25 protein-coding genes are annotated in these 22,077 nt (G+C 62.3%); 13 read left to right on the top strand and 12 right to left on the bottom strand.

The window, feature by feature from the left end:
• Positions 1-490: 490 nt before the first annotated feature.
• Positions 491-787: a hypothetical protein gene (locus tag ACK4FZ_RS06115; protein WP_409818875.1), complete on the top strand. Its 297-nt coding sequence runs from the start codon at positions 491-493 to the stop codon at positions 785-787.
• A gap of 7 nt (positions 788-794) precedes the next feature.
• Here ACK4FZ_RS06115 and ACK4FZ_RS06110 read toward each other — a convergent pair whose 3' ends face one another.
• Positions 795-1,412 carry a DUF4124 domain-containing protein gene (locus ACK4FZ_RS06110; RefSeq protein WP_409818872.1) on the bottom strand — a complete coding sequence of 206 codons (618 nt, stop codon included), beginning with the start codon at positions 1,410-1,412 and terminating at the stop codon, positions 795-797.
• 1 nt (position 1,413) lies between these two features.
• Positions 1,414-2,058 (bottom strand): orotate phosphoribosyltransferase, encoded by a 645-nt coding sequence (gene pyrE, locus ACK4FZ_RS06105; protein ID WP_409818870.1) that lies wholly within the window; start codon positions 2,056-2,058, stop codon positions 1,414-1,416.
• 68 nt (positions 2,059-2,126) lie between these two features.
• On the opposite strand from pyrE, the gene ACK4FZ_RS06100 reads away from it, so the two are divergent.
• Both ACK4FZ_RS06100 and ACK4FZ_RS06095 read left to right on the top strand, forming a co-directional pair.
• Positions 2,127-2,900, top strand: coding sequence for an exodeoxyribonuclease III (locus tag ACK4FZ_RS06100; protein ID WP_144372798.1), 774 nt, complete (start codon positions 2,127-2,129; stop codon positions 2,898-2,900).
• Positions 2,900-3,496, top strand: a complete 597-nt coding sequence (locus ACK4FZ_RS06095; RefSeq protein WP_409818868.1) for an RBBP9/YdeN family alpha/beta hydrolase — start codon at positions 2,900-2,902, stop codon at positions 3,494-3,496. The genes ACK4FZ_RS06100 and ACK4FZ_RS06095 overlap by 1 nt, the downstream gene beginning before the upstream one ends.
• Positions 3,497-3,564: 68 nt before the next feature.
• On the opposite strand, the gene ACK4FZ_RS06090 is transcribed toward ACK4FZ_RS06095, so the two are convergent.
• From ACK4FZ_RS06090 to hemF, 4 genes are all read right to left on the bottom strand, one after another.
• Entirely contained in the window at positions 3,565-4,404 is an 840-nt protein-coding gene (locus ACK4FZ_RS06090) for a sulfurtransferase (protein WP_409818866.1), read from the bottom strand.
• 146 nt (positions 4,405-4,550) lie between these two features.
• Positions 4,551-4,949, bottom strand: coding sequence for an HIT family protein (locus tag ACK4FZ_RS06085; protein WP_409818864.1), 399 nt, complete (start codon positions 4,947-4,949; stop codon positions 4,551-4,553).
• Positions 4,950-4,967: 18 nt separating this feature from the next.
• The gene (locus ACK4FZ_RS06080) at positions 4,968-5,558 is read right to left on the bottom strand and encodes a hypothetical protein (RefSeq protein WP_409818862.1); all 591 of its coding nucleotides are present in this window, start codon (positions 5,556-5,558) and stop codon (positions 4,968-4,970) included.
• Positions 5,555-6,463, bottom strand: coding sequence for an oxygen-dependent coproporphyrinogen oxidase (gene hemF / locus ACK4FZ_RS06075; protein WP_409818860.1), 909 nt, complete (start codon positions 6,461-6,463; stop codon positions 5,555-5,557). Before hemF ends, ACK4FZ_RS06080 begins: the two co-directional genes overlap by 4 nt.
• Before the next feature lie 766 nt (positions 6,464-7,229).
• Here hemF and ACK4FZ_RS06070 point away from each other — a divergent pair.
• The 10 genes from ACK4FZ_RS06070 (at position 7,230) to ACK4FZ_RS06025 (ending at position 16,996) form a co-directional block, all read left to right on the top strand.
• A complete protein-coding gene (locus tag ACK4FZ_RS06070) occupies positions 7,230-8,036 on the top strand; it encodes a methyl-accepting chemotaxis protein (RefSeq protein ID WP_409818886.1) in 807 nt (268 codons plus the stop codon).
• A gap of 18 nt (positions 8,037-8,054) precedes the next feature.
• On the top strand, positions 8,055-8,423 hold the full coding sequence (locus tag ACK4FZ_RS06065) for a response regulator (protein ID WP_409818858.1): 369 nt from the start codon (positions 8,055-8,057) through the stop codon (positions 8,421-8,423).
• A gap of 47 nt (positions 8,424-8,470) precedes the next feature.
• Positions 8,471-8,770 carry a lipid asymmetry maintenance protein MlaB gene (locus ACK4FZ_RS06060; RefSeq protein ID WP_409818856.1) on the top strand — a complete coding sequence of 100 codons (300 nt, stop codon included), beginning with the start codon at positions 8,471-8,473 and terminating at the stop codon, positions 8,768-8,770.
• Positions 8,760-10,931 (top strand): chemotaxis protein CheA, encoded by a 2,172-nt coding sequence (locus tag ACK4FZ_RS06055; RefSeq protein ID WP_409818854.1) that lies wholly within the window; start codon positions 8,760-8,762, stop codon positions 10,929-10,931. The genes ACK4FZ_RS06060 and ACK4FZ_RS06055 overlap by 11 nt, the downstream gene beginning before the upstream one ends.
• 39 nt (positions 10,932-10,970) lie before the next feature.
• Positions 10,971-12,611: a methyl-accepting chemotaxis protein gene (locus ACK4FZ_RS06050; RefSeq protein ID WP_409818851.1), complete on the top strand. Its 1,641-nt coding sequence runs from the start codon at positions 10,971-10,973 to the stop codon at positions 12,609-12,611.
• Positions 12,612-12,625: 14 nt separating this feature from the next.
• Entirely contained in the window at positions 12,626-13,186 is a 561-nt protein-coding gene (locus ACK4FZ_RS06045) for a chemotaxis protein CheW (RefSeq protein ID WP_409818848.1), read from the top strand.
• Between the two features lie 70 nt (positions 13,187-13,256).
• On the top strand, positions 13,257-14,057 hold the full coding sequence (locus ACK4FZ_RS06040) for a CheR family methyltransferase (protein WP_409818845.1): 801 nt from the start codon (positions 13,257-13,259) through the stop codon (positions 14,055-14,057).
• Entirely contained in the window at positions 14,054-14,593 is a 540-nt protein-coding gene (locus ACK4FZ_RS06035; RefSeq protein WP_409818843.1) for a chemotaxis protein CheD, read from the top strand. The genes ACK4FZ_RS06040 and ACK4FZ_RS06035 overlap by 4 nt, the downstream gene beginning before the upstream one ends.
• The gene (locus ACK4FZ_RS06030; protein ID WP_409818841.1) at positions 14,590-15,687 is read left to right on the top strand and encodes a chemotaxis response regulator protein-glutamate methylesterase; all 1,098 of its coding nucleotides are present in this window, start codon (positions 14,590-14,592) and stop codon (positions 15,685-15,687) included. Before ACK4FZ_RS06035 ends, ACK4FZ_RS06030 begins: the two co-directional genes overlap by 4 nt.
• Positions 15,688-15,802: 115 nt before the next feature.
• Positions 15,803-16,996, top strand: a complete 1,194-nt coding sequence (locus ACK4FZ_RS06025; protein ID WP_409818838.1) for an EAL domain-containing protein — start codon at positions 15,803-15,805, stop codon at positions 16,994-16,996.
• A gap of 162 nt (positions 16,997-17,158) precedes the next feature.
• Here the strand turns inward: ACK4FZ_RS06025 and ACK4FZ_RS06020 are convergent, their stop codons facing one another.
• The 6 genes from ACK4FZ_RS06020 to ACK4FZ_RS05995 form a co-directional block, all read right to left on the bottom strand.
• Positions 17,159-17,749 carry a porin family protein gene (locus tag ACK4FZ_RS06020; RefSeq protein WP_409818835.1) on the bottom strand — a complete coding sequence of 197 codons (591 nt, stop codon included), beginning with the start codon at positions 17,747-17,749 and terminating at the stop codon, positions 17,159-17,161.
• Positions 17,750-17,976: 227 nt separating this feature from the next.
• Positions 17,977-19,311, bottom strand: a complete 1,335-nt coding sequence (locus tag ACK4FZ_RS06015) for an ATP-binding protein (protein WP_409818833.1) — start codon at positions 19,309-19,311, stop codon at positions 17,977-17,979.
• Positions 19,308-20,009, bottom strand: coding sequence for a response regulator (locus tag ACK4FZ_RS06010; RefSeq protein ID WP_409818831.1), 702 nt, complete (start codon positions 20,007-20,009; stop codon positions 19,308-19,310). Before ACK4FZ_RS06010 ends, ACK4FZ_RS06015 begins: the two co-directional genes overlap by 4 nt.
• Positions 20,010-20,081: 72 nt before the next feature.
• Entirely contained in the window at positions 20,082-20,672 is a 591-nt protein-coding gene (locus ACK4FZ_RS06005; RefSeq protein WP_409818829.1) for a porin family protein, read from the bottom strand.
• A gap of 115 nt (positions 20,673-20,787) precedes the next feature.
• Positions 20,788-21,726 (bottom strand): homoserine kinase, encoded by a 939-nt coding sequence (gene thrB, locus ACK4FZ_RS06000; RefSeq protein WP_409818827.1) that lies wholly within the window; start codon positions 21,724-21,726, stop codon positions 20,788-20,790.
• Positions 21,727-21,736: 10 nt separating this feature from the next.
• The gene (locus ACK4FZ_RS05995) at positions 21,737-22,051 is read right to left on the bottom strand and encodes a DUF2782 domain-containing protein (protein ID WP_144372778.1); all 315 of its coding nucleotides are present in this window, start codon (positions 22,049-22,051) and stop codon (positions 21,737-21,739) included.
• Between the last annotated feature and the right edge of the window lie 26 nt (positions 22,052-22,077).

The raw sequence follows: 22,077 nt of genomic DNA, 5'->3' as shown, positions 1-22,077 counted from the left end.
CGAACAGGACCGTGAAACGCCTCAGCGCCGATGATAGTGCGGGTTCCCGTGTGAAAGTAGGACACCGCCAGACTCCCTTAAGACAAAGCCCAGCTCAGACGAGCTGGGCTTTGTGCATTGGGGCGGTGAAAACTGCGACCGCGACCGTGCCCAACCGACGCGTGCGATGTCAACGTCGACCGACGTCCCCCTTGCGGCCAACCTGCACCCCATCTGGGCAACGCCGGAGCCGACGTCCCCCCAAAAAAGCTCAGTAGCACCCTCGCCACGTTGATCCTGTGGCCAACCTTGGCCACGTCGACGTTGCCACCCACCCCATGCCGGCCTGCGGCCGGCCCCCGGATGCGCCTGCGGCTTATGCCGGGCTACGGTCTTAATGTCCTCACTGTCGGCTGACTCGCTGTTTCGTGCCTCTTAAGGATCGGGTAATCTTGCTCAGTTATCGAGACGGGAGTAAGGGATGAAACTCGTTATGGCGTGTGTATTGTCCGTGCTGGCTACGCCGGTATTGGCACAACGGGTAGCGAATGCCGATGCACAGTTGCTGGCTGCACAGATGGCTTATCAGGCGGCAGATGGTCGGCAGGAGCAGGCGATAAAACGGCAACAGCAGGCAGAGGAGGCAGTGGGCGTAGCGCAGAGGCGGTTGGCAGATGCTCAAGCGGCTTTGGAACAAGCACGGCAAGCATTACAGCAGGCTAATGGCGAGCGGGTGGAGGCGGAGAGCGCCATGCAGCAAGCAACGCAGCGTCTTAAGGATGCCTGGCAGCAGAAAGAAGCCCAGTAACCAAGACTCAGGGTTGTTTGGTATTAACGGCTGCCGGTTGGCTAAGCTCCTGCAGGCGCTGCATGTCCTGTGCAGCTTTAAGACGTAGGCGGTCGATTTCGGCACGGCGCGATTGGATCAGCGCTGTGGTTTCGTTCTGCAGGCGCTGCTTTTCTTCCAGCTGGCTGCGCAGTCCATCGGAAATGGTTTTGCCGCTACTGCGCAGTTTGTTCGCTTCGTTATTGAGGTCGGCCAGTTGTGCACTGGCCATCCGAAGCTGGCTTTCCAGCGTGCGCAAGCCGGTTTGCAGTAGTTTTACCTGCTTGTCCCGCTCGGCGGCGATGTCAGCAACAGAACGGTAGCGTTCCTGTAGTGCGCGGTCGTACCGTAGCTGTTCCAGCCGTTGTGCCTGTTCCTGCTTGCGGCGAGCCAGTTCGGCGGCGTGGGCGCGTTTTTCGGCCTCGCTTTCGCCGCGCCGGATCAGCACGCCCTCTTTGTTGAGTTTGCTGACACCGCTTTTTTGCTCGCTGGGTGGCGGGTAGTCGCTGTAATGCACCACCCCGCGCTCGTCGGTCCATTTGTACAGACCTTCGGCCTGTACCGGCAGGGCACAGGCGAGTAGCAGCAGGGCGAGGTGGTAACGCATATCAGTCGTTGACTCCGTATTGGGCGCGGTAAGCACGCACCGCTTCCAGATTGTCGGCCAGTTCCGGGCTATCTTCAAGGAAACCTAGCAGATCTTTGAGGTTGGCAATGGCAATGACAGGCAAATTATAGTCACGTGCTACTTCTTGCACTGCCGACAATTCGCCCGTGCCGCGTTCCATACGGTCCAGTGCGATGGCCACGCCGGCTGGTTCGGCGCCGGCGGCGCGGATCAGCTGTACCGACTCGCGTACCGAGGTGCCGGCCGAAATCACGTCGTCGATGATCAGCACCTTGCCCTGCAGTGACGCGCCCACCAGGGTACCGCCTTCGCCGTGGTCTTTGGCTTCTTTGCGGTTATAGGCAAACGGTACATTGCGGCCCTCTTCTGCCAGCGCCATGCTGGTGGCGGCAGCCAGGATGATGCCTTTGTAAGCCGGCCCGAAAATCATATCGAATGCGACGCCGCTCTCGCTGATAGACTTGGCGTAGAAACGGGACAGATGCAGCGTGCTTTCGCCATCGTTGAACAGGCCTGCGTTGAAGAAATAGGGTGAAGTGCGGCCCGCTTTGGTCACAAAGGAACCGAAACGCAGTACCTGCTTCTTAAGCGCAAAACGAATAAAATCCTGGCGAAAATCGCTCATTTCTATACCCCTACCTTAACGCATTGACGTGGCTGAAAAATTGCCGCAAGGATACCACGGGAGACCCCATGCTTCGAATCGTTTCCGCCAACCTCAACGGCATCCGCTCGGCTGACAAGAAGGGCTTTTTCGACTGGTTGGCGGGCCACCAGGCGGATTTTGTCTGCTTGCAGGAGCTGAAAGCCCAGGCGGGGGACCTCAGCCCGCGCATGCAGAACCCGGACGGTATGACCGGTTATTTCCATTACGCCGAGAAAAAGGGCTACAGCGGCGTCGGCATTTACACCCGCCACACGCCGGACCGCGTCATCACCGGCCTGGGCGTAGACTGGATAGACGCCGAAGGCCGCTACCTGCAGCTGGATATCGGCAACCTGTCGGTGGTGTCGCTGTATTTGCCGTCCGGCTCCAGCAGCGACGAGCGCCAGCAGGTGAAGTTCGATTTCCTCGACGTGTTCATGCCGCATATGGAAGCGCTGCGCGCCAGTGGTCGCGACGTGGTGATCTGCGGTGACTGGAACATTGCCCATAACGAGATCGACCTCAAGAACTGGAAGGGCAACCTGAAAAACTCCGGCTTCCTGCCGGAAGAGCGCGCCTGGATGACGCAATTGCTGGGCAGCGGCTGGTGCGATGTGTGGCGTACGCTGTACCCCGACGCGCCGGGTTACAGCTGGTGGAGCAATCGCGGTCAGGCTTACGCCAAGGACGTGGGTTGGCGGATCGATTACCACATCGTCAGCCCCGGGCTGATGGCGCAGGCCCGTGCTGCCAGCGTGTACAAGGACGAGAAGTTTTCCGACCACGCCCCGCTGACCGTTGACTACGAGCGGAGCCTGTAATGTGGGATGACGACGATATCTTCCTGATTACGGTGCCGGGCTGGGGCAACTCCGGCCCCAAGCACTGGCAGAGCTACTGGGAAATGCTGTACCCGTTGGCGCGCCGCGTGGAGCAGGACGACTGGCTATACCCCAGCCGCGATGCCTGGGTGCAGCGCCTGGCCGATACGGTAGACGGCTGTAGCGGCAAGGTGGTGTTGGCCGCGCACAGCCTGGGCTGCCATACCGCGGTGGAATGGCTGGGCCAGGCCAGCCTGCTGCAGCAACGCAAGGTCAAGGGCCTGTTGCTGGTGGCGCCACCGGCGTTGCCGATTACCGAGGCACGGGCGCGTGCCAGCGGCGAGCTGCCGGACGACGCGCCGCTACCGGCGTTTGACGGCTTTGCCGCGCCGCGTGCTATCCGCATTCCGGTCCCCACGCGCATGGTGGCCAGCCGCGACGACCTGTTCTGCGATTACGCCACGAGCGAGGCGATGGCCGCGCAGTGGGGCGTTAAGCTGCTGGACGCCGGCAACGCCGGCCATATGGGCAGCCACAGCGGGCTGGGTGACTGGAAGGCCGGGCAGAAGCTGATCCAGCAGTTGATGTTGGGTTGACGCGGGCTTAAGACGCAAAAAAGGTTGGCCGCATGCGGCCAACCTTTTTGTTTTGATGCGGGTAGCGATCAGGCGCCGGTTGCTACCGGGCGGCTGTCGTCGCTGCACCATTCGCTCCAGCTGCCGGCGTACAGTGCGGCGCCGTCCAGGCCGGCGTGGGCCATCGCCAGGCGGTTGTGGCAGGCGGTGACGCCGCTACCGCAGTACAGCACCACGTCGCTGGCGGCGGTATCGCCCAGTACCGCTTGCCATTCCGCAGCCAGCACCTCGGCCGGCTTGAAGCGGCCATCCTGCATGTTGAGCTGGAAGAAACGGTTGCGCGCGCCGGGGATGTGGCCGGCTACCGGGTCCAGCGTTTCGTTCTGGCCGGCAAAGCGGTCGGGGGCGCGGGCATCGATCAGCACGCGTTCGGCTTTGTCGAGGTTGGCCGCTACCATTTCCAGGTCGAACAGCTGTTCCAGCGCCGGGCGCATCACGAAGCGGGTGCTGTTCTTTTCCGGTGCATCTGTGGTGACGGTACCACCAGCGGCCTGCCAGGCCTGAAAGCCGCCGTCCAGCACTGCTACCGCTTCATGCCCCAGCCAGCGCAGCAGCCACCAGGCGCGCGCCGCGTACATGCCACCGGCGTCGTCGTAGGTCACCACCTGGGTAGTCGGGCCGATGCCCAGCGCGCCGAAGTTTACCGCCAGGCGTTGGCCGTCCGGCAGCGGGTGGCGGCCGTTATTGCCGTTCTTGGCGCCAGACAGGTGATAGTCCAGGTGCAGGTAGTGGGCGCCGGGCAGATGGCCGGCTTCGTAAACGGTGGGGCCGTAGGACGGGTCGGCCAGCTGGAAGCGACAGTCCAGCAGCACCAGGTCGGCGGTGTCGTGCTGCAGCAGGGCGTCTGCGCTGATCAGGGTACGGTACATGGGGTTCTCCTTTGCACACGCTTGGGCACCTTGCGAAGCCAGCCGGTGGCCGGCTTCGCAAGGCGTCCTGGCAGGCGGGCTGCCGTTGACGGTGGTCAAGCGTTGTTTGAAATATTAAACGTTGACCACCATAGCACGGCCGGGCTTCAGCCGGCCAGCGCGGCGCGCAGTGCGGCGGCCAACTGTGGCATGCCGTGCGCTACGCCGTCACGTTGGGCCTGGCCCCACAGCGGCTGCGGGAAGTGCTTGTCGTCGGCAAAACGCGGGATCACGTGCCAGTGCAGGTGCGGCACCATATTGCCGAAGCTGGCCAGGTTGATCTTGTCCGGGTTCAGCAGGGTGCGCAGCGCGGCTTCGGTGCGGTACACCCAGTCCATCACGTGGGCGCGGTCGGCCGGGGCCAGGTCGGTCATTTCCTTCACATGGCCATGCCAGATCACGCGGCAGAACGCCGGATAGTCGGCGTCGGCCACCAGAATCACGCGCAGTTTGTCGTCGCGGTACAGGATGTCGCCACCGTCCTGGTGGCAGAGTTCGCAGTGCATGGGGTGTCCTTTGCGGGCTTAACGTTGGCCGCGCCCTTGCCAGTTTTCATAATCGAAGTCGGCCAGGTTGATCAGGCCGAAATCGCGTGGCGGGCGGGCGTGTTTCGCGGTTTGCTTGTCTGGTTCACTGGTGTGGTAGCTCAGGCTGTCCACCGCCACCAGCTGCCAGGTCTGGTCACGGCGCGACCAGGCAAAGCGGTAGTCTTCGCGCCAGCGCCAGTTGCTGCCGCCGTAGTGCAGCAGCGTAAAGCCACCCGCCTGCGTCTGGATGCCTTCAAACGGGTCGCCAAACACGCCACCGCACTGGCGGCACATCACCGCGCGTTCGCTGCGGACGGCGGCTTTGAGTTTGCCGTCGGGCTGGCGCAACCATACCTGCAGCAACCTGGGGCCGTCATCGTCTTGCTGGGCGCTGGCTTCGCTGACGGTAACCAGATCGACACGACCGTCGCGGTTGAGGTCGGCCGCCTCCCAGGTCAGCAGTGTCTGCCCGGCCGGCAGCGTGGCCTTGACCTCGGCGGGCAGCGGCTTGGCCGCATGGCTGCTCAGCGCCGCCAGCAGCATCAGTGCCGCCACAAGCTGGTGCAGGGTTAACCGCAGCAGGTTCATACCCACTCGCGGTGCGGCAGGAAGTCGGTGTACAGCGCCGCTTCCGGGCTGCCGGCTTCCGGCTGGTAGCCGTATTCCCAGCGCACCAGCGGCGGCATCGACATCAGGATGGATTCGGTACGGCCACCGGTCTGCAGGCCGAACAGCGTGCCGCGGTCCCACACCAGGTTGAATTCCACGTAGCGGCCGCGGCGGTACAGCTGGAACTGGCGCTCGCGCTCGCCCCACGGCGTGTCTTTGCGGCGCGCCACGATGGGCAGATAGGCGTCGGTAAAGCCGTTACCTACTGCCTGCATGAAGGCAAAGCTGGTATCGAAATCCGGTTGGTTCAGGTCGTCGAAGAACAGGCCGCCCACGCCGCGCGCCTCACCGCGGTGCTTCAGGTAGAAGTATTCATCGCACCACTTTTTGTATTTGGGGTAGGTGTCGGCGCCGAACGGTGCGCACAGGTCGCGCGCCACGGTGTGCCAGTGCACCACGTCGTCCACGTTGCCGTAGTAGGGCGTCAGGTCGAAACCGCCGCCAAACCACCATACCGGTGCCTCGCCGTCTTTTTCGGCAATGAAAAAGCGCACATTGGCGTGGCTGGTGGGCACATAGGGGTTTTCCGGGTGGATCACCAGCGACACGCCCATGGCCTCGAAACGGCGGCCGGCCAGCTCCGGGCGGTGTGCGGTGGCACTGGCCGGCAGCGCGTCACCGGACACGTGCGAGAAATTGACACCGGCTTGTTCGAACACGGCGCCGCCGGTCAGCACCCGGCTACGGCCGCCGCCACCGGCCGGTCGCTGCCAGCTGTCCTCGATGAAGTTGGCCGCGCCGTCGGCGCCGGCCAGGCCCTGGCAGATGTGGTCCTGCAGGTCCATAAGAAACTGTTTTACCTGGTGAGCGTGCGGGTGGCTCATGCGCGTTTTCCGTATACAAAAGTCTAGCCGGATTGTAATGGCAAAGCCGCCGAGCGACGAGAGCCCTGCTGTCGCCAGTATTGAAAAGCATTTGCTATAAGATGATGCGCGCCAACATCTTATGAATCGGTGAACTGTTGTGCTAACGAAGCTGACATCCGGCTATTCAGCTTACGTAAATGCTTGCCAGAAAAGGTGCGCATTACCCGTTGTCGGGATACTTTTCGTCAAAAATATCCATTTGGCAGCGTATAGCAACGGCATGATGACGGCGGCTATTTGATAGTAGCTAACAAAAAGGTACTCAATATAAGTAAAACAAATGAATGATTTGGCGCAATCGGGGCACGTAATGGCTCGAATTTTACATTGAAACTATAAAAAAGGCTGGCTATAGCACTATTGATATCCATAAGACGAAAAAGGGGACGCTGTGCTAAGCCCATCTACACAACGCGCAGAAAGCCTTTATCTGCTGGCCTCTGCCTTATTGCTTCCTGCTTTGGCCTGGCTGGCCGGTAGCGCCTGGTGGCTGCTGGTCGTGCTGTTGCTGGTGCCGCTGATTGCAGCCCTGCTGTGGCCTGCTGCGGTCGAGCAAAGTGGCGACAGTGACCCGCCAGGGGTTACCGGGCCTGTTCCCGACCCTTACTGGCCAGAAGCGGGCCGCTTGGTTGCCCAGGTGCTACCGCTTTGGTCCGGTCAAACCCAATTGGCCTCCGGCCAGGTAGAAGAAGCCATCGGCAACCTGGCCAACCGTTTTGCCAGCATGAACGCGCTGATCCGCCAGTCGCTCAGCGACGGCCAGGGCGGCGGCGATTTCGGCAAGATGGCGCAAGCGGAACAACGGCTGCTGGGCATTCTCCAGCTGCTGGACGAGTCTTTGAGCAAGCGTAACCTGCTGATCGAGCGCATTACCCAATTGCAAACGCATACCAGCCAGCTGCAGGGCATGGCCGAGTCGGTGTCCTATATCGCCGGGCAGACCAACCTGCTGGCGCTGAATGCCGCCATCGAGGCCGCCCGTGCCGGCGAGGCTGGGCGCGGTTTTGCCGTGGTGGCCGATGAAGTACGCAAGCTGTCGATGCAATCCAACGATACCGGCAAGAACATTTCCAGCGCTGTAGGCCAGATCGTGGCCGAGCTGGAAGCCACCGCGCAGCGGGCGCAGCAGCTGGGTAATGACGAAAAAACGCTGATGAGCGACGCTGCCGCTTCGGTCACCGATGTCATTCACACCTACCAGCAGATCACCCGGGAACTGAAAGACAGCCAGCAACAGTTGGCCGCTAGTGGTAGCCAAGTCGGTGACGAGATCCAGGACGTGCTGGTTAACCTGCAGTTCCAGGACCGCGTCAGCCAGATTCTCAGCCACATCATTGCCGACATGCAGCGGCTGGAACGCGTGCTGAACGAGGCGATACAGGCACCGCCAGGGTCATTGCCGCCGGTACCCGATACCCGGCAGTGGCTAGCCGACCTGAAGCGTAGTTACACCACCCACGAACAGCACGCGCTGCACGGCGGGGGCGGCAAATCAAGCGCTGCAGCCAGCACTGAAGTGACATTTTTCTGATGAACGGGGAGCAAGCACATGGCCAAGACCATATTGATCGTGGACGACTCTGCCAGCCTGCGGCAGGTGGTGAAGATTGCGCTGATGGACGCCGGTTACGAGGTGATTGAAGCCGGTAACGGCCAGGAAGGGCTGCAGCGGCTGGATGGACGCAAGATCCACCTGATCGTGTCCGACGTGAACATGCCCATCATGGACGGCATTACCTTCCTGAAAAACGTCAAGCAGCACCCGTCGTACAAATTCACGCCGGTGATCATGCTCACCACCGAAACCAGCGACGACAAGAAAAAAGCCGGCCAGGAAGCCGGTGCCAAAGCCTGGGTGGTGAAACCGTTCCAGCCGCCCATCCTGTTGGCCGCCATTTCCAAGCTGATCCTGCCCTAGGCAGGGCCTTGCCGCTGCGGCGGCGCTGATTGTTGCCGGAGGAAGCCATGCCGTCCGTCATCACCCTGGAACAAGAATGCACCATCTACCAGGCCGCCCAGCTGCGCCAGCAGCTGTCGGACGCGCTGGTTGCCGGTGACGGCCTGCAGCTGGACCTGTCGGCCATCGACGAAATGGACTGTTCGGCCGCGCAGATCTTGCTGTGGCTGGCGGGCGAAGCACGCCGCCTGGACAAACCGTTGCAGCTGGTGCGGCTGTCTGCCGCCGCTCGCGAGCTGCTGACCATGCTGGGTCTGCTGCTGCTGTTGCCGATCAAAGACGAGGAGGATGGCCGCAATGAATCTTGATTCGGCACGCCAGACCTTTCTGGAAGAAGCGCGCGAACTGCTGGAAGACATGGAGCGCATCCTGCTGGACGTGGAAGCCAGCGCCACCACCGACGAGCAGCTCAACGCGCTGTTCCGCACCATGCACACTATCAAGGGCTCGGCCGGCCTGTTCAACCTGGACGAGGTGGTGCATTTCACCCACGAGGCCGAAAACGTGGTGGACCTCCTGCGCAGCGGCCAACTGACGCTCAGCGAAGACCTGTCCGGCCTGCTGCTGCGCTGCCACGACCACGTGAAGGCTATGCTGGTGGTGGTGGACGACAAGACCGCCATGCAGCAGATGCTGCAGACGCCGCTGCTGGACGAGCTGCGCCGCTACGCCAGCCCGGCGGTTACCGAAGCGTCTGCCACCGGGGCAGCGGCTGACGCGCCCGCCGATGCGGTGATGGAAGGCGGCTTGCGCGACTGGGTGCTGTCGCTACGCTTTGGCGACGACGTGCTGCGCAACGGCATGGACCCGTCGGCCTTCTTTCGCTACCTGCGGCTGCTGGGCGAGTTCCTGGTCGTCCAGCCGGTGGTCAGCCGCCTGCCTGTCGCCGAACGCTTCGACGCGGAAACCTGTTACCTGCGCTTCGAGGTGCTGTTCTCCAGCGACGCCAGCCAGCAAATGCTGCTGGACGTGTTCGAGTTTGTGCGCGAAGACAGCCAGATCCACATCTTCCCGGTCAGCGAGGCCGCGCAGCACTGGCCGCAGGTGGCTGCCCTGGGCGACGAGGCCGAACAGGCTGCCGTGGCCGCTGCCTGGTGCGCGCTGGGGCTGCAGACGGAGGCCACCACGGCCAGTACCGAAGCCGAAACCGACGTCGCACCTGACCCGGTGGCCGTCGTCAGCGTGGCCGCCAGCAGCGTCGACAAGGCAGATAAAACCGACAAAGCGCCGGCGGAGGTGCGTCAGCCGCGCGGTACCGAAAGCCGCTTCATCAAGGTGGAAGCGGCCAAGCTGGACAACCTGATCAACCTGATCGGCGAGCTGGTCATCGCCGGCGCTGCGGCCAACCTGATGGCCCGCCGCTCGGCGCAGGGCGCGCTGGTGGAGTCCACCATCGCGATCGCCAACCTGATCGAACAGATCCGCGCCGGTACGCTGAGCATGCGCATGGTGCAGATCGGCGACATCTTCAGCCGCTTCCCGCGCGTGGTACGCGACGTGTCGAAAGAGCTGGGCAAGAGCATCCAGCTGAATGTGTCCGGCGCCGACACCGAGCTGGACAAGTCGATGGTGGACAAGCTGGGCGACCCGCTGATGCACATCGTGCGCAACGCCATCGACCACGGCATCGAATCGTCCGAGACCAGGTTGGCCGCCGGCAAGCCGGCCGAGGGCAATGTGTGGCTGAACGCCTACCACGAGAGCGGCAGCGTGGTGATCGAAGTGGCCGACGACGGCGCCGGCCTGCGCAAGGACAAGATCCTGGCCAAGGCGGTGGCCAACGGCCTGGTGTCGCCCGACGCGGTGCTGCCGGACGGCGAGGTGTACAAGCTGATCTTCGAGCCGGGTTTTTCCACCGCCGAGCAGGTGACCAACATCTCCGGCCGCGGCGTGGGCATGGACGTGGTGCGGCGCAGTATCGAACAGCTGCGCGGCACCATCGATATCGAATCGGCCGTTGGCGAGGGCACCACCTTCCGCATCCGCCTGCCGCTGACGCTGGCCATTATCGATGGCTTCCTGGTGTCGGTCGGCAATGCCACCTTCGTGATACCGCTGGAAACGGTGATCGAATGCATTGAAATGCCGGGCAACGCGCTACAAGGCGACGCCCACAACTGCCTGAACCTGCGCGGCGAAGTGCTGCCGCTGCTGGGGCTGAACCAGTTCCTGGAGCTGGCGCAGCCGCCGGGCAAGCGCCAGAACGTGGTGGTGGTGCGTTACGGCGACAGCAAGGCCGGCATTGTGGTGGACGAACTGCTGGGCGAGTTCCAGACCGTGATCAAGCCGCTGGGTAGTTTGTTCCGTCACCTGCGCGCCATCAGCGGTTCCACCATTCTGGGTTCGGGCGAGGTGGCGTTGATCCTCGATATTCCGGCTCTGATCCAGTACGCCTGCGCGCAGGAAGCCGAGCGTTTCGTCCACCACGCCGACACCGCGCAGGGGCGCGGCGGCCACGGCAACCATTAACCAAGCACAGCAGCCGGCAGGCTGCGGGGGAGCACACAAATGAGCACAAAACAGATGTCAGTGGCCATGCGCCTGGGGCTGGGCTTTGGCGCGGTGATTTTCTTCATGCTGCTGGTGTTCGTCATTGCGATGAACGGCTTCAAGCAGATCAATGTGCAGCTGGATGCCATTACCAAAGAGAACAATCCGCAGTTGGTGCAGATCAACGTGATGAACGATGCGGTGCAGGAAATGCGCGTGCAGTACCGCAACGTGATCATCATTACCGACCAGGTGGAGCTGAGTAAGGCAGTGGAAATCTACAACAATAACAAGAATAAATACCCCGACGCCTACCGCAAGCTGCAAGAGCTGTTTGCCGGCCAGACGGCACCTATGTCGCAGAAAGAGCGTGATCTGATGGAGCAGATTGCAGCGCAGGCAGCCATTGCTTTCCCCATTGTGGACCGTGTGGTGCAAATGGGAGCAGCCAACCAGAATGAGGAGGCCGCTGCCCTGATGCAGGAGCAGGCCAATCCCGCCATGACTAAGTTGCGTAGCCTGATTTCGGAGTTGTCTGCTTATGAAACCCAGCTCAGTGCGGACATGGCCAAAGAAGCGGACGAGCAATACCAGGCCGCCTTCATGCAGATGCTGACGGTGTCCATCATCGCTTTGGTGGTGGGTATCGTGGTCGCCATCCTGATCATCCGCAACATCGCCCGTTCGCTGGGTGGCGAGCCGCACTACGTGGCTGACATGATGCGCGAAGTGGCCAGCGGCAACCTGATGGTGAACATCACCGTGAAACCGGGTGACACCACCAGCCTGGCGTCGTCCATCGCCATGACCATCGACAAGCTGCGCGGCATCATGGCCGAGGTACGCAGCAACGCCGACAACCTGTCGTCGGCGTCGCAGCAGGTGAGCGCCACTGCCCAGTCACTGGCGCAAGGTGCCAGCGAGTCGGCCGCCAGCGTGGAAGAAACGTCGGCGTCGGTGGAAGAAATGTCCTCGTCCATCAACCAGACCAGCGACAACGCCAAGCTCACCGAAAGCATTGCCACCAAGGCTGCGCGCGAAGCGGCAGAAGGCGGCGAAGCGGTGAAACAGACCGTTACCGCCATGCGGCAGATTGCCGACAAGATCAGCATTGTCGACGACATCGCCTACCAGACCAACCTGCTGGCGCTGAACGCTGCCATCGAAGCCGCCCGCGCCGGCGAGCACGGCAAGGGCTTTGCCGTGGTAGCGGCCGAGGTACGCAAGCTGGCCGAACGCAGCCAGGTAGCAGCGCAGGAGATTGGCGAAGTGGCCAGCGGCAGCGTGTCGATGGCCGAACGCGCCGGTCAGCTGCTGGAAGAAATCGTGCGCTCCAGCTCCAAAACCGCCGACCTGGTACAGGAAATCTCGGCAGCGTCGATGGAGCAGGCCAGCGGTGTCGGCCAGATCAACGCCTCGGTACAGCAGATCAACGCGGCCACGCAGCAGAGCGCGTCGTCCAGCGAGGAACTGGCGTCCACCGCCGAGGAGATGAGCGGCCAGGCCGAAAACCTGCAAGACCTGATCTCGTTCTTCCGCATTGAAACCTCGGGTATCGCCCGTCGTCGCGGCACACCGCGCAGCCCGGTGGTGAGCAGTGCCGCCAGCTCGCACGGCAGCGCCGGCGAGCCGGACGAGAACGACTTCGTGCGCTTCTGAGCCGGGAGGTGACCATGGGCGCATTGACCCTACGCCGGGGGCGCGACGCCGCCCCCGTGGAGGAGGTCCACGAGGACATCCTGCAATACCTGACTTTCCAGCTCAGCGGCGAAACCTACGCCATTGGTATTCTGGCTATCAAGGAGATTCTGGAGTACACCACGCTGACGCAGGTGCCGCTGATGCCGGCCTTCATCCGCGGGGTGATGAACCTGCGCGGTGCGGTGGTGCCGGTGATCGACCTGGCGGTGCGCTTCGGCCGCAGCGAAACGGCCATTTCACGTCGCACCTGCGTGGTGATCATCGAGGTCACCTGCGAAGACATGCAGCAGTACATCGGCATTCTGGTGGATGCGGTGCACGAGGTGCTGGCCATCCGCGCGGCCGACATCGAGCCGCCGCCGCAGTTCGGCAGCCGCATCCGCGTGGATTTCATCGCCGGCATGGCCAAGGTGGATAACCGCTTTGTGGTGCTGCTGGACGTGGAAAAAGTGCTGTCGGTGGAAGAAATGGCCGCGCTGTCGTCGCTGGGGGGGAGCGAGTCACCGGACCTGCGCGAGGCCGAGAGCCGTTAACCGTGCCGGCAAGAGATTCCGGGCCGGCCAGGCGAGTACCGGGGCGGGCGTTTGATACCGAGGGGGCACCATGCAATTGTCCGATGCCACGTTTTCCCGCTTTGCGGTGTGGATGAAGGCGCAGACCGGGGTGCATTTTCCGCCCGGCAAGAAAACGCTGGTGCACCAGCGCCTTACCCGCAGGTTGGCCGCACGCAATGTGGCCACCTTCGAAGCCTATTTCCGCCTGCTGCAGGACCCGGCCGAGCTGGACGAGCGCGAAACGGCGATCGACCTGCTGACTACGCACGAAACCTTTTTCTTTCGTGAGCCCAAGCATTTTAACTGGCTGCAGAAGCACCTGCGCGAGCAGCCGCCGGTGGGCACGCTGCGGGTATGGAGCGGCGCGTCGTCTACCGGCGAGGAGGTGTGGAGCATCGCCATGCTGCTGGCCGACGTGCTGGGTATCGACGGCGACTGGACGCTGCTAGGTAGCGACATCAGCCAGGGCGTATTGGCGCGGGCGCAAAAGGCGCATTACGCGCTGCAGCGCTGCGAAGGTATGCCGGAATCGTATATGCGCCGTTTTTGCCTGAAGGGGGTGCGCCAGCACGCCGGCACCTTTCTGGTGAACAAGACGCTGCGCGCCAAGGTGAATTTCCAGCTGATCAACCTGGATAAAACGCTGCCATCCATCGGCCCGTTTCACATCGTGTTCTTGCGTAATGTGCTGATTTATTTTGATGCCACCACCAAGCAGCAAGTGGTGGAGCGGGTGCTGGGCCGGCTGTCGGTGGGCGGTTTCTTGCTGGTTAGCCATTCGGAAAGCCTGCACGGCCTGCCGCTGCCCATCCAGCTGGTGGCACCCGGCATCTACCGGAAACTGTCATGAGCGAGTCGCACCAACGGACCGAAGTGTTCCTCAAGCCTGGCGAGTGGCATTTCGGCGGCGAAGAGTCGCTGATCAAGACGCTGCTGGGCTCTTGCGTGTCGATCACGCTGTGGCACCCGCGGCTGAAGATAGGCGGCATGTGCCACTACCTGCTGGCGCAGCGCAAGAACGGCGAACGCAGCGATACCTTCAGCGGCCGTTATGGCGACGAGGCCATGTTGCTGCTGGTGCGCGAGGCGCTGCGCAGCGGCCGGCCGCTGCGCGAGTTCCAGGCCAAGCTGATCGGCGGTGCCTCGGTGCTGTCCAGTGTGGAGCGCGAGATGCATGTGACCGACGTGCCAGGCGAAAACATTGTGATGGCCAGGTTGTTGGCCGCACAACTGGGTCTGAACGTGCAGGCCGAGGATTTTGGCGGCGCTGGTGCCCGGCTGGTGTTGTTCGACGTGGCCTGTGGCGACGTATGGGTACGCCAGAGTACCGAGCGCGATATCCCCCGTCCGCAGCCCGCACCCTTCCGAAGAAAGGCAACAAAATGACCATCCGCGTGATGCTGGTAGACGACTCCGCCGTGGTACGCCAGGTGCTCACGGCGGTATTTACCCAGGCTTCGGGCATTGAAGTGGCCGATGTGGCGCACGACCCGATCATGGCCATGGAAAAAATGAAGGCACGCTGGCCGGACGTGATCGTGCTGGACGTGGAAATGCCGCGCATGGACGGCATTACTTTTCTGAAGCAGATCATGAGCTCGCGGCCCACCCCGGTGGTGATCTGCTCGTCGCTGACGCAGAAGGGCTCCGACATGGCGATGAACGCGCTGGCGGCCGGGGCGGTAGAGGTGATCGCCAAACCCACCGGCGGCGTGAAGGCGTTTCTGGAAGCCAACGGCAACGCGCTGGTGCAGGCGGTAAAGGCAGCCGCTGTGGCGCGGATGGGCAATGTGCGTGCCTCGGCGCCCGTTGCGGCCAACCCTGCAGCAGGCAGCCGGCCACCGTTACCGGGCGTACCGGGCAAACTGTCAGCCGATGCGGTGCTGGACGCGCCTACTGGCCGCGAAATGTTCAGCACTACCGACCGCATCGTGGTCATCGGCACCTCCACCGGTGGTACCCAGGCGCTGGAGCATATCCTCACCCGTCTGCCACGCGGCTGCCCCGGCATGGCCATCGTACAGCACATGCCCGAGCGCTTTACCTCGTCGTTTGCCGAGCGGCTGAACCGGTTGGCCGCCATCGAGATAAAAGAGGCGGCCAACGGTGACAGGATCATTCCCGGCCGCGCGCTGATTGCGCCGGGCGGCAAGCATATGATGATCAAGCGCAGTGGCGCTTTTTACCACGTGGAAATCGTGGACGGCCCGCCGGTGAGCCGCCACAAACCGTCGGTGGACGTGCTGTTCCGCTCTGCCGCCAAATTTGCCGGCCGTAATGCCTTGGGGGTGATCATGACCGGCATGGGCGACGACGGGGCCAAAGGCCTGAAGGAATTGCATGATACCGGCGCCCATACCATTGCCCAGGACGAGCACAGTTGCGTGGTATTCGGCATGCCCAAGGAAGCCATCAAATTAGGGGCCGCGCGTGAGGTGCTGTCGCTGGATGCGTTGCCTGCCGCCATCAGCAAACACTGATTAATGGCAATGTGCTTGCATTTCAATGGCTTGTGTCTAATAGTTTGTTATTGAAATTAGGCGTTTTATCGATGCCATATTAATCAAATAGCTGTCTCGACCAAGGCTGTGACTGATGCCGAAATTCACACTGGATGACGTGCTGATCGTGGATGACAGCCCGTCGCAGTTGCAACTGCTGGCCGAACTGTGCCAACAGTTGCCGCTAAACCGGATACGTACCGCCCGTCATGGCGAAGAAGCGTTGCACGCCATGCGGCAGCAGCGGCCTTCGCTATTGCTGCTCGATCTGGAAATGCCCAGGCTGGATGGGGTACAGGTATTGCAGCGCATGGCACGCGAGGGCTTGGTGATGCCGGTGGTGGTGGCGTCTGCCAAAGACCCGATGTTGATCGCAACCGTTGAACTGATGGGCCGCGAGCTGGGCCTGCCGGTACTGGGGGCGTTGAAAAAGCCCATTCGCCTGCACGAGCTGAGCGATCTGCTCAACCGTGCCTGCCACCGCCAGCAGGCAGCGACGGACGAGGCACTGTGTACCGACAGTGCCATTCGCGTGGCATTGGACCGTGGCGAAATCGTGCCTTATTACCAGCCCAAGGTCACCTTGCACGGTCAGTTGCTCAAAGGCGCCGAACTGCTGGCACGTTGGCCACAAGGTGACGACGTCATCAGCCCGTCGCGTTTCATCCCGGTAATTGAAAGCTGTGGCTGGAGCAGCGAGCTGACCTTGCAGATGCTGCAGCATGGCCTGCACCAATGGCAACAATGGGCGCGGCGTGGCTTGCGCCTGCCGATGTCGATCAACCTGTCGGCACTCGCAATGCGTGGTGATGAACTGGTTGGCCGCATCGAGCAGCAGGTAGCGCACAGCAAGGTACCGCCGCGCTTCATCATTTTTGAAATTACCGAGACGGCAGTCGCCGACGACCTTGCTGCCGCGATCGGTATGGCGGCACGCTTGCGCTTGGCCGGTTTCGGTTTGTCCATCGATGACTTCGGTACCGGTTTTGCCACCATGCAGCAACTGGTGAGGTTTCCGTTTACCGAGCTCAAGATAGACCAGTCGCTGGTGCAGTCCATCAGTAACAAGACACATCTGGAAAACGTGGTGCACAGCGTGATCGAGCTGGCCAAGCGCATGAACTTGACCACGGTGGCCGAGGGTATAGAAACCGAGGGCGACCAATTGTGTCTGGGCCAGCGCGGCTGCCAGCTGGGCCAAGGCTACCTGTACACCCGGCCTTTGCCGCCGGCGCAGTTCGAGCACTGGATACGCCAGCGCCGCCAGACCGACCCGGTGCCGGCATAACAAAAAAAATGCCCGTCCAGCGGACGGGCCAAGCAACGCACTAGCACTCACTAAGGAGAAGCCCGCCGCCAAGGCGGGCAGGGAAGACACACGAGGTTTGGAGAAACGGGGTACTGCAGTAAAACGGGCTGACCGCCGCCTATGCGGGCAGCCCGTGGTCGTTTAGAAGCGGTAGCTCACACCCACTTTCAAGGCACCCACCGGGGCGGTGTCGGTGATGTCCTTGTGCTTGATGTTACCGATGCCGTCGTATTCGGCACGCAGGCTGACCTGCTTGTTCAGTTTGTAGTTGGCGCCCACACCCAAGCCCATGCCAAAGGTGCTGTCCTTGCTGTTCTGCAGCGCCGCGCTGGTGGCGGTGAATTTGCTGCGGATGTGGCTGGCAGAAACCTTGCCGTACACTTCGAACTGGTCATTTACAGGGATAATGCCAAGTGCAGCGACACGAAAGGCGTCGTAGTCCAGTTTGCCGGCACCCTTCAGTTCGGTAGCGTCGCCGTGGTTCAGGTAGCTGCCTTCAACGGCAAAGTTGTCGTTGATGCGCTGGCCGACACCCACTTCGAACATGCCGGAGGTGGCATCGTCCTTGTTCACTTTCTTGTCGCTCACGCCGGCTTTGGCGGCAGCGCCATCTTTGGCGGTCCACTGGTTGGCAGATACGCCCAGGTTGCCGAACACGTAGGTGCCGGTGTCAGCGGCGAAAGCAGTGGTACCGGCAGCGGCGAGGATGGAGGCAAGAATCAGCTTTTTCATGTGAAGCTCCTGTCGGGGTATGAGTGAATTCGATGTCGTCATTCTGCCCAGCGGCAGGGCTTAACACTATGTCGCTTGCGTGGGCCGAATGTGCGGCCAACATGCCGCTGTGTGACGGTGTGTGACAGCCGGCGTTGTGCTGTCTTTACAGGTATGAGCAGCGCAGAAACGACAAACCCCGCGTGATGGCGGGGTTGTTGTATGGCTGTTCTGGTAGCAGCGCTTGCTCAGCCTCTGGGGCGGGGCGGGTGTTGCGGTAAACGTAGTGCCATGCGGGCCCCCCCCAGGCTGGCTTGGCCGGCGCTGGCGCTGCCGCCATGGTGCAGGGTAATCAGGCGTACAAACGATAACCCCAGGCCGTGGCCGCCGGTGGCACGGTCGCGCGAGCGGTCAAGGCGCTGGAACGGCTCGAAGATGCGTTCGCATTCCTCGGGCGGTATGCCGGGGCCGTCGTCTTCCACCGCTATCCACAATTCGCCGCCATACAGGGTGACACTCATCTGCACGCGGCTGGTGGCGTACTTGAAGGCGTTCAGTAGCAGGTTCCGGGTCGCCACATACATCAGCTTGCGGTCGAAGGTGGTGTTGCCGCTGCCGCAGTCCAGCCCCAGTTGCAGGTGGGGTGGACACAGTGGCTGCATCAGCCTGATCAGATCGTCGAACCATTCGTTGAGGTCGACGGTTTCGTATTGCAGGCTCACTTCGCCGCGGTCCAGCTTGGCATAGCTGAGACTGATGTTCAGCAGTTCGTCCAGTTCGGTCAGGTCGCGTTCCATGCCTTCGCGGTAGTGCTGGCGCTCGTTGTCGTCTTCTGCCTCGTCCAGCATCGATAGCCCGAAGCGCAACCGCGCTACCGGCGTGCGCAGTTCGTGTGCCACGGCGTGGGCCAGTGCCTGCCGCGTTTCCACCTGGCGCTCCAGCCGGGTGGCCATGTCGTTGATCACGGTAGACAGCGGTGCAAACAGCGGACTTTTCAGGCGTCCTACCCGCGCGGACAGGTCGCCCTCAGCCAGTTGGGTGGCAGTTGCGCGCAGAGCCATCAGCGATTGCCAGTGCGGGCGCAGGTTCAGATAAATCAGCACCGCCATCGGTACGCCGAAAAAAACGAACCACAGCAGGAACAGCCCCCATTCGCTTTGCAGAAAGTTGTGCTGCTCGCTGTCCTGACCCAGTGGCCCCAGTTGCAGAATCTGCCTCGTACCAGGCAGCGGCGCGTACAGTAGCTCGTTACCGTAATCCAGCCAGCTTTGGCCGCTTGCCAGGCGGGCGCGGGCTTCGTCGTCCAGCGCGGCAGGCAGTGTGGGTAGCAGCTTGACCGGGTACGCAAACAGCTCGTTGATGCTGGCCAGTTCGGCAGCGCGCCGTGCTGGTGGCTGGCTGAGCAGTTCGCGCTGGATCATGCGTACGGTGCCGTCCATTTGCTGTTCGATGCGGTCACGGTCGGCGCCGGAGGTCAGCAAGATCAGCAGGGTGACGAAGCCCAGCAGCAGTACGAACTGCACCACCATCGTCTGTACGAAATAGCGCGCAAACAGCGCCGCCAGGCTCAGAGGCGGTTTCACTCCCAGTCGCTCCGTGAAAACAGGTAGCCCTTGCCGCGTACGGTCTTGATGCGGGTGGGGGTATCGGGGTTGTCGCCCAGTTTCTTGCGCAGACGGGAAATGCGGGCGTCGATGGAGCGGTCCAGGCCGTCGAAGCCGATACCGCGCAGCGCGTTCATGATGTCGTCGCGCGACAGGATTTCGCCGGCGTGGCTGGCCAGCAGCCACAGCAGGTCGAACTCGGCGGTAGTGAGGTCTAGTGCATCGCTGCCCAGCATGGCTTCGCGGGTGGCCTGACTGATGCTGAACTGACCGAAGACGATGCGGCCATCTTCGCTGGCCTGCCCGGCATCGCTGTCGCTACGGCGCAGCAGCGCCCGGATACGCGCCAGCAGCCGGCGCGGCTCTACCGGTTTGGTGAGGTAGTCGTCGGCACCCAGTTCCAGGCCCAGGATTTCGTCTATCTCTTCATCGCGCGCGGTCATCATCAGGATACGGCCATGGTAGCGCGGGCGAATATCACGGCAGACTTCAAAGCCATCCTTTCCCGGTAACATCACGTCCAGGATGACCAGGTCGGGGTTTTCCGCCAGGATGGTGTCGGCTGCGGTATCGCCGCGGGCATGGTGCAGCACCTCGTAACCATGCTTGCTCAGGTAAACGCGTACCAGCTCGGCCAGGCGTTGGTCATCTTCTACGAGTAACAGGCGTGGAGACATGCGGGCTCTCGATCAGGCGGTTAAAAAACAAAACAGCCCGCGGCGCGGGCTGTTGCGTGCACAACGGGCGGCTTAGTAATGATAAGTCACGCCGGCACTCAGGCGGGAGGCAGAGTGCGTATCTTCGGCACCGCCGGTAGAGGATTTTACCTTGCCGGTCTGGCTGTACTCCACATAACCGCGCATATCGGCATTCAGTTGGCTTTCCACGCCGACACCGATTACCGGGACGGTTTTGCGGGCTTTGAAGCCAGTGCTGGCGATGCTGCCGCTGAGGGTGGTCTTGCTTGCTACGCGTGCCAGACCGACACGGCCGTACAAACCAAGTTTTTCGTTAAGCGGCAGGTGGCCGATAGCGCTAACGCCGATACTGGACAGTTTGGACTCCGCCTTGCCGCTGGTGCCGTAGGTGCGCACATTCTTGCCGTAATCCTGGTAGTCCAGTTCCCACGACAGGTTGTCGTGACTGTAAAAGCCGGCGCGCAGGCCATAACCGCTGTCATTGCTCTCGGTTTTGGTCTGGGTATTGAAGGTAGGGTTACCCATGCCGACGCTGTGGCGGGTGAGCGACAGGTTGCCGCCGATGTATTCGTCTTTACTGCTATCTACGGCGTGGGCAGCCAGCGGGGCGATCAAAGCCAGCAGGGCCAGAGACTTTTTCATATCGGTTCTCCGTGCGTTGAGTGAGTGCTGCATGGTAGTGGCTAGCACGGTGGGTCGCAATATGCATTTTGTATCCTTGATTGCGACCTTCCATTTCGATAGGTTATTGCTGCAATTACAGCCAGAAATCCTGGCGTTCGCGGTGTGCGGCCAACAGGCGCTGGAAGACGCCCGGGTCTTTGGTGAAGGTCAGTTCACCCGCTGCCGGCCGGTGGAAGTCCAGCAGGCGCGATACCCAGAAGCGCAGGGCGCCAGCGCGCAGCATCACCGGCCACGCGGCCAGCTCGTCGGCGCTGAACGGGCGTACCGACTGGTAGCCGGCCAGCAGCGCGCGCGCCAGGGTGGCATCGATGCTGCCGTCCGGCAGGCGCGCCCAGTCGTTCAGCGCAATGGCCACGTCGTACAGCAGGATGTCGTTGCAGGCATAGTAGAAGTCGATGAAGCCGGCGATGCGGTCGCCGTCCATCAGCACGTTGTCCTTGAACAGGTCGGCGTGGATGACGCCCTGCGGCAGGAAATCGAAGCGGTGGCTACCCTGGAACGCGATTTCCTCGCGCAGCATGGCGGCGTCTTCAGCCGGCATGGCCGCGTAGAGTTCGGCGGCAGTGTGGCTCCACCACGCCGGGCCGCGCGGGTTGTCCATGCGCAGGGGGAAGGTCTGGCCGGCCTGGTGCATTTGCGCCAGCATTTCGCCGACGGCCTGGCATTGCGCGGCATTCGGGGCGCTGACGTCACCGCCGTGCAGGCAGCTGACCAGGCAAGCCGGCTTGCCGGCCAGTAGCGAGGCAAAGCTGTCGGTATGGTCGGCAATCGGCGCCGGGCAGGCAACACCGTGGCGCGACAGGTGGCTCTTCAGCTTGAGGAAGTACGGCAGTTCTTCCAGTTTCAGTACTTCGAACAGCGTCAGCACGTAACGGCCGTGCGTGGTGGTGACGAAGTAGTTGGTATTGGTGATGCCGGCGGCGATGCCCTTGAGTTCGACCAGCTCGCCCAGTGCGTAGCGCTGCAGCCAGCTGCGCATCTCGCTATCGGTAACAGAGGTGTAAACGGACACGGCGGGCTCCTCAGAACGTCATCAGCACCCAGCTCGGGGTACGCGGCGGCTGGTTGGGGGAGACGCGTTGCAGCGTGCCATGGCCTTCGTTGTCCAGCAGGTAGTAGGCCGGTGCCCCCTGCGGGCTGACCTTCACCATGTAGAGCTTGCCGTTCATGCGGTACTCTTCCACGGTATCGGGGCCGTTCTGGAACACTTTCACTTCCGGTTCCGGGCCGCTGATGGTAGCCGGCTTCAGGGGTGGCGGGGGCGGCACAACGGCCGGGGTGTCGGCATAAGCCGTCAGCGAGGCCACCAGCAAGGTGGCCAGCAAAAGGCGCTGCATGAGGAGTTTCCTTGGTCCTGGGCTTG

Origin of the sequence: Vogesella sp., assembly GCF_046297735.1 — a bacterium.
GTDB classification, from domain to species: domain Bacteria; phylum Pseudomonadota; class Gammaproteobacteria; order Burkholderiales; family Chromobacteriaceae; genus Vogesella; species Vogesella urethralis.
Note: the sequence above shows the minus strand (reverse complement) of the source record. Positions and strands in the feature narration are given on the sequence as shown.

What these genes read in the sequence shown, in the direction of transcription:
- ACK4FZ_RS06110 (WP_409818872.1), bottom strand. Translation starts at nt 1,412, where the DNA reads ATGCGTTACCACCTCGCCCTGCTGCTACTCGCCTGTGCCCTGCCGGTA.
- pyrE (WP_409818870.1), bottom strand. Translation starts at nt 2,058, where the DNA reads ATGAGCGATTTTCGCCAGGATTTTATTCGTTTTGCGCTTAAGAAGCAG.
- ACK4FZ_RS06100 (WP_144372798.1), top strand. Translation starts at nt 2,127, where the DNA reads ATGCTTCGAATCGTTTCCGCCAACCTCAACGGCATCCGCTCGGCTGAC.
- ACK4FZ_RS06095 (WP_409818868.1), top strand. Translation starts at nt 2,900, where the DNA reads ATGTGGGATGACGACGATATCTTCCTGATTACGGTGCCGGGCTGGGGC.
- ACK4FZ_RS06090 (WP_409818866.1), bottom strand. Translation starts at nt 4,404, where the DNA reads ATGTACCGTACCCTGATCAGCGCAGACGCCCTGCTGCAGCACGACACC.
- ACK4FZ_RS06085 (WP_409818864.1), bottom strand. Translation starts at nt 4,949, where the DNA reads ATGCACTGCGAACTCTGCCACCAGGACGGTGGCGACATCCTGTACCGC.
- ACK4FZ_RS06080 (WP_409818862.1), bottom strand. Translation starts at nt 5,558, where the DNA reads ATGAACCTGCTGCGGTTAACCCTGCACCAGCTTGTGGCGGCACTGATG.
- hemF (WP_409818860.1), bottom strand. Translation starts at nt 6,463, where the DNA reads ATGAGCCACCCGCACGCTCACCAGGTAAAACAGTTTCTTATGGACCTG.
- ACK4FZ_RS06070 (WP_409818886.1), top strand. Translation starts at nt 7,230, where the DNA reads ATGAACGCGCTGATCCGCCAGTCGCTCAGCGACGGCCAGGGCGGCGGC.
- ACK4FZ_RS06065 (WP_409818858.1), top strand. Translation starts at nt 8,055, where the DNA reads ATGGCCAAGACCATATTGATCGTGGACGACTCTGCCAGCCTGCGGCAG.
- ACK4FZ_RS06060 (WP_409818856.1), top strand. Translation starts at nt 8,471, where the DNA reads ATGCCGTCCGTCATCACCCTGGAACAAGAATGCACCATCTACCAGGCC.
- ACK4FZ_RS06055 (WP_409818854.1), top strand. Translation starts at nt 8,760, where the DNA reads ATGAATCTTGATTCGGCACGCCAGACCTTTCTGGAAGAAGCGCGCGAA.
- ACK4FZ_RS06050 (WP_409818851.1), top strand. Translation starts at nt 10,971, where the DNA reads ATGAGCACAAAACAGATGTCAGTGGCCATGCGCCTGGGGCTGGGCTTT.
- ACK4FZ_RS06045 (WP_409818848.1), top strand. Translation starts at nt 12,626, where the DNA reads ATGGGCGCATTGACCCTACGCCGGGGGCGCGACGCCGCCCCCGTGGAG.
- ACK4FZ_RS06040 (WP_409818845.1), top strand. Translation starts at nt 13,257, where the DNA reads ATGCAATTGTCCGATGCCACGTTTTCCCGCTTTGCGGTGTGGATGAAG.
- ACK4FZ_RS06035 (WP_409818843.1), top strand. Translation starts at nt 14,054, where the DNA reads ATGAGCGAGTCGCACCAACGGACCGAAGTGTTCCTCAAGCCTGGCGAG.
- ACK4FZ_RS06030 (WP_409818841.1), top strand. Translation starts at nt 14,590, where the DNA reads ATGACCATCCGCGTGATGCTGGTAGACGACTCCGCCGTGGTACGCCAG.
- ACK4FZ_RS06025 (WP_409818838.1), top strand. Translation starts at nt 15,803, where the DNA reads ATGCCGAAATTCACACTGGATGACGTGCTGATCGTGGATGACAGCCCG.
- ACK4FZ_RS06020 (WP_409818835.1), bottom strand. Translation starts at nt 17,749, where the DNA reads ATGAAAAAGCTGATTCTTGCCTCCATCCTCGCCGCTGCCGGTACCACT.
- ACK4FZ_RS06010 (WP_409818831.1), bottom strand. Translation starts at nt 20,009, where the DNA reads ATGTCTCCACGCCTGTTACTCGTAGAAGATGACCAACGCCTGGCCGAG.
- ACK4FZ_RS06005 (WP_409818829.1), bottom strand. Translation starts at nt 20,672, where the DNA reads ATGAAAAAGTCTCTGGCCCTGCTGGCTTTGATCGCCCCGCTGGCTGCC.
- ACK4FZ_RS05995 (WP_144372778.1), bottom strand. Translation starts at nt 22,051, where the DNA reads ATGCAGCGCCTTTTGCTGGCCACCTTGCTGGTGGCCTCGCTGACGGCT.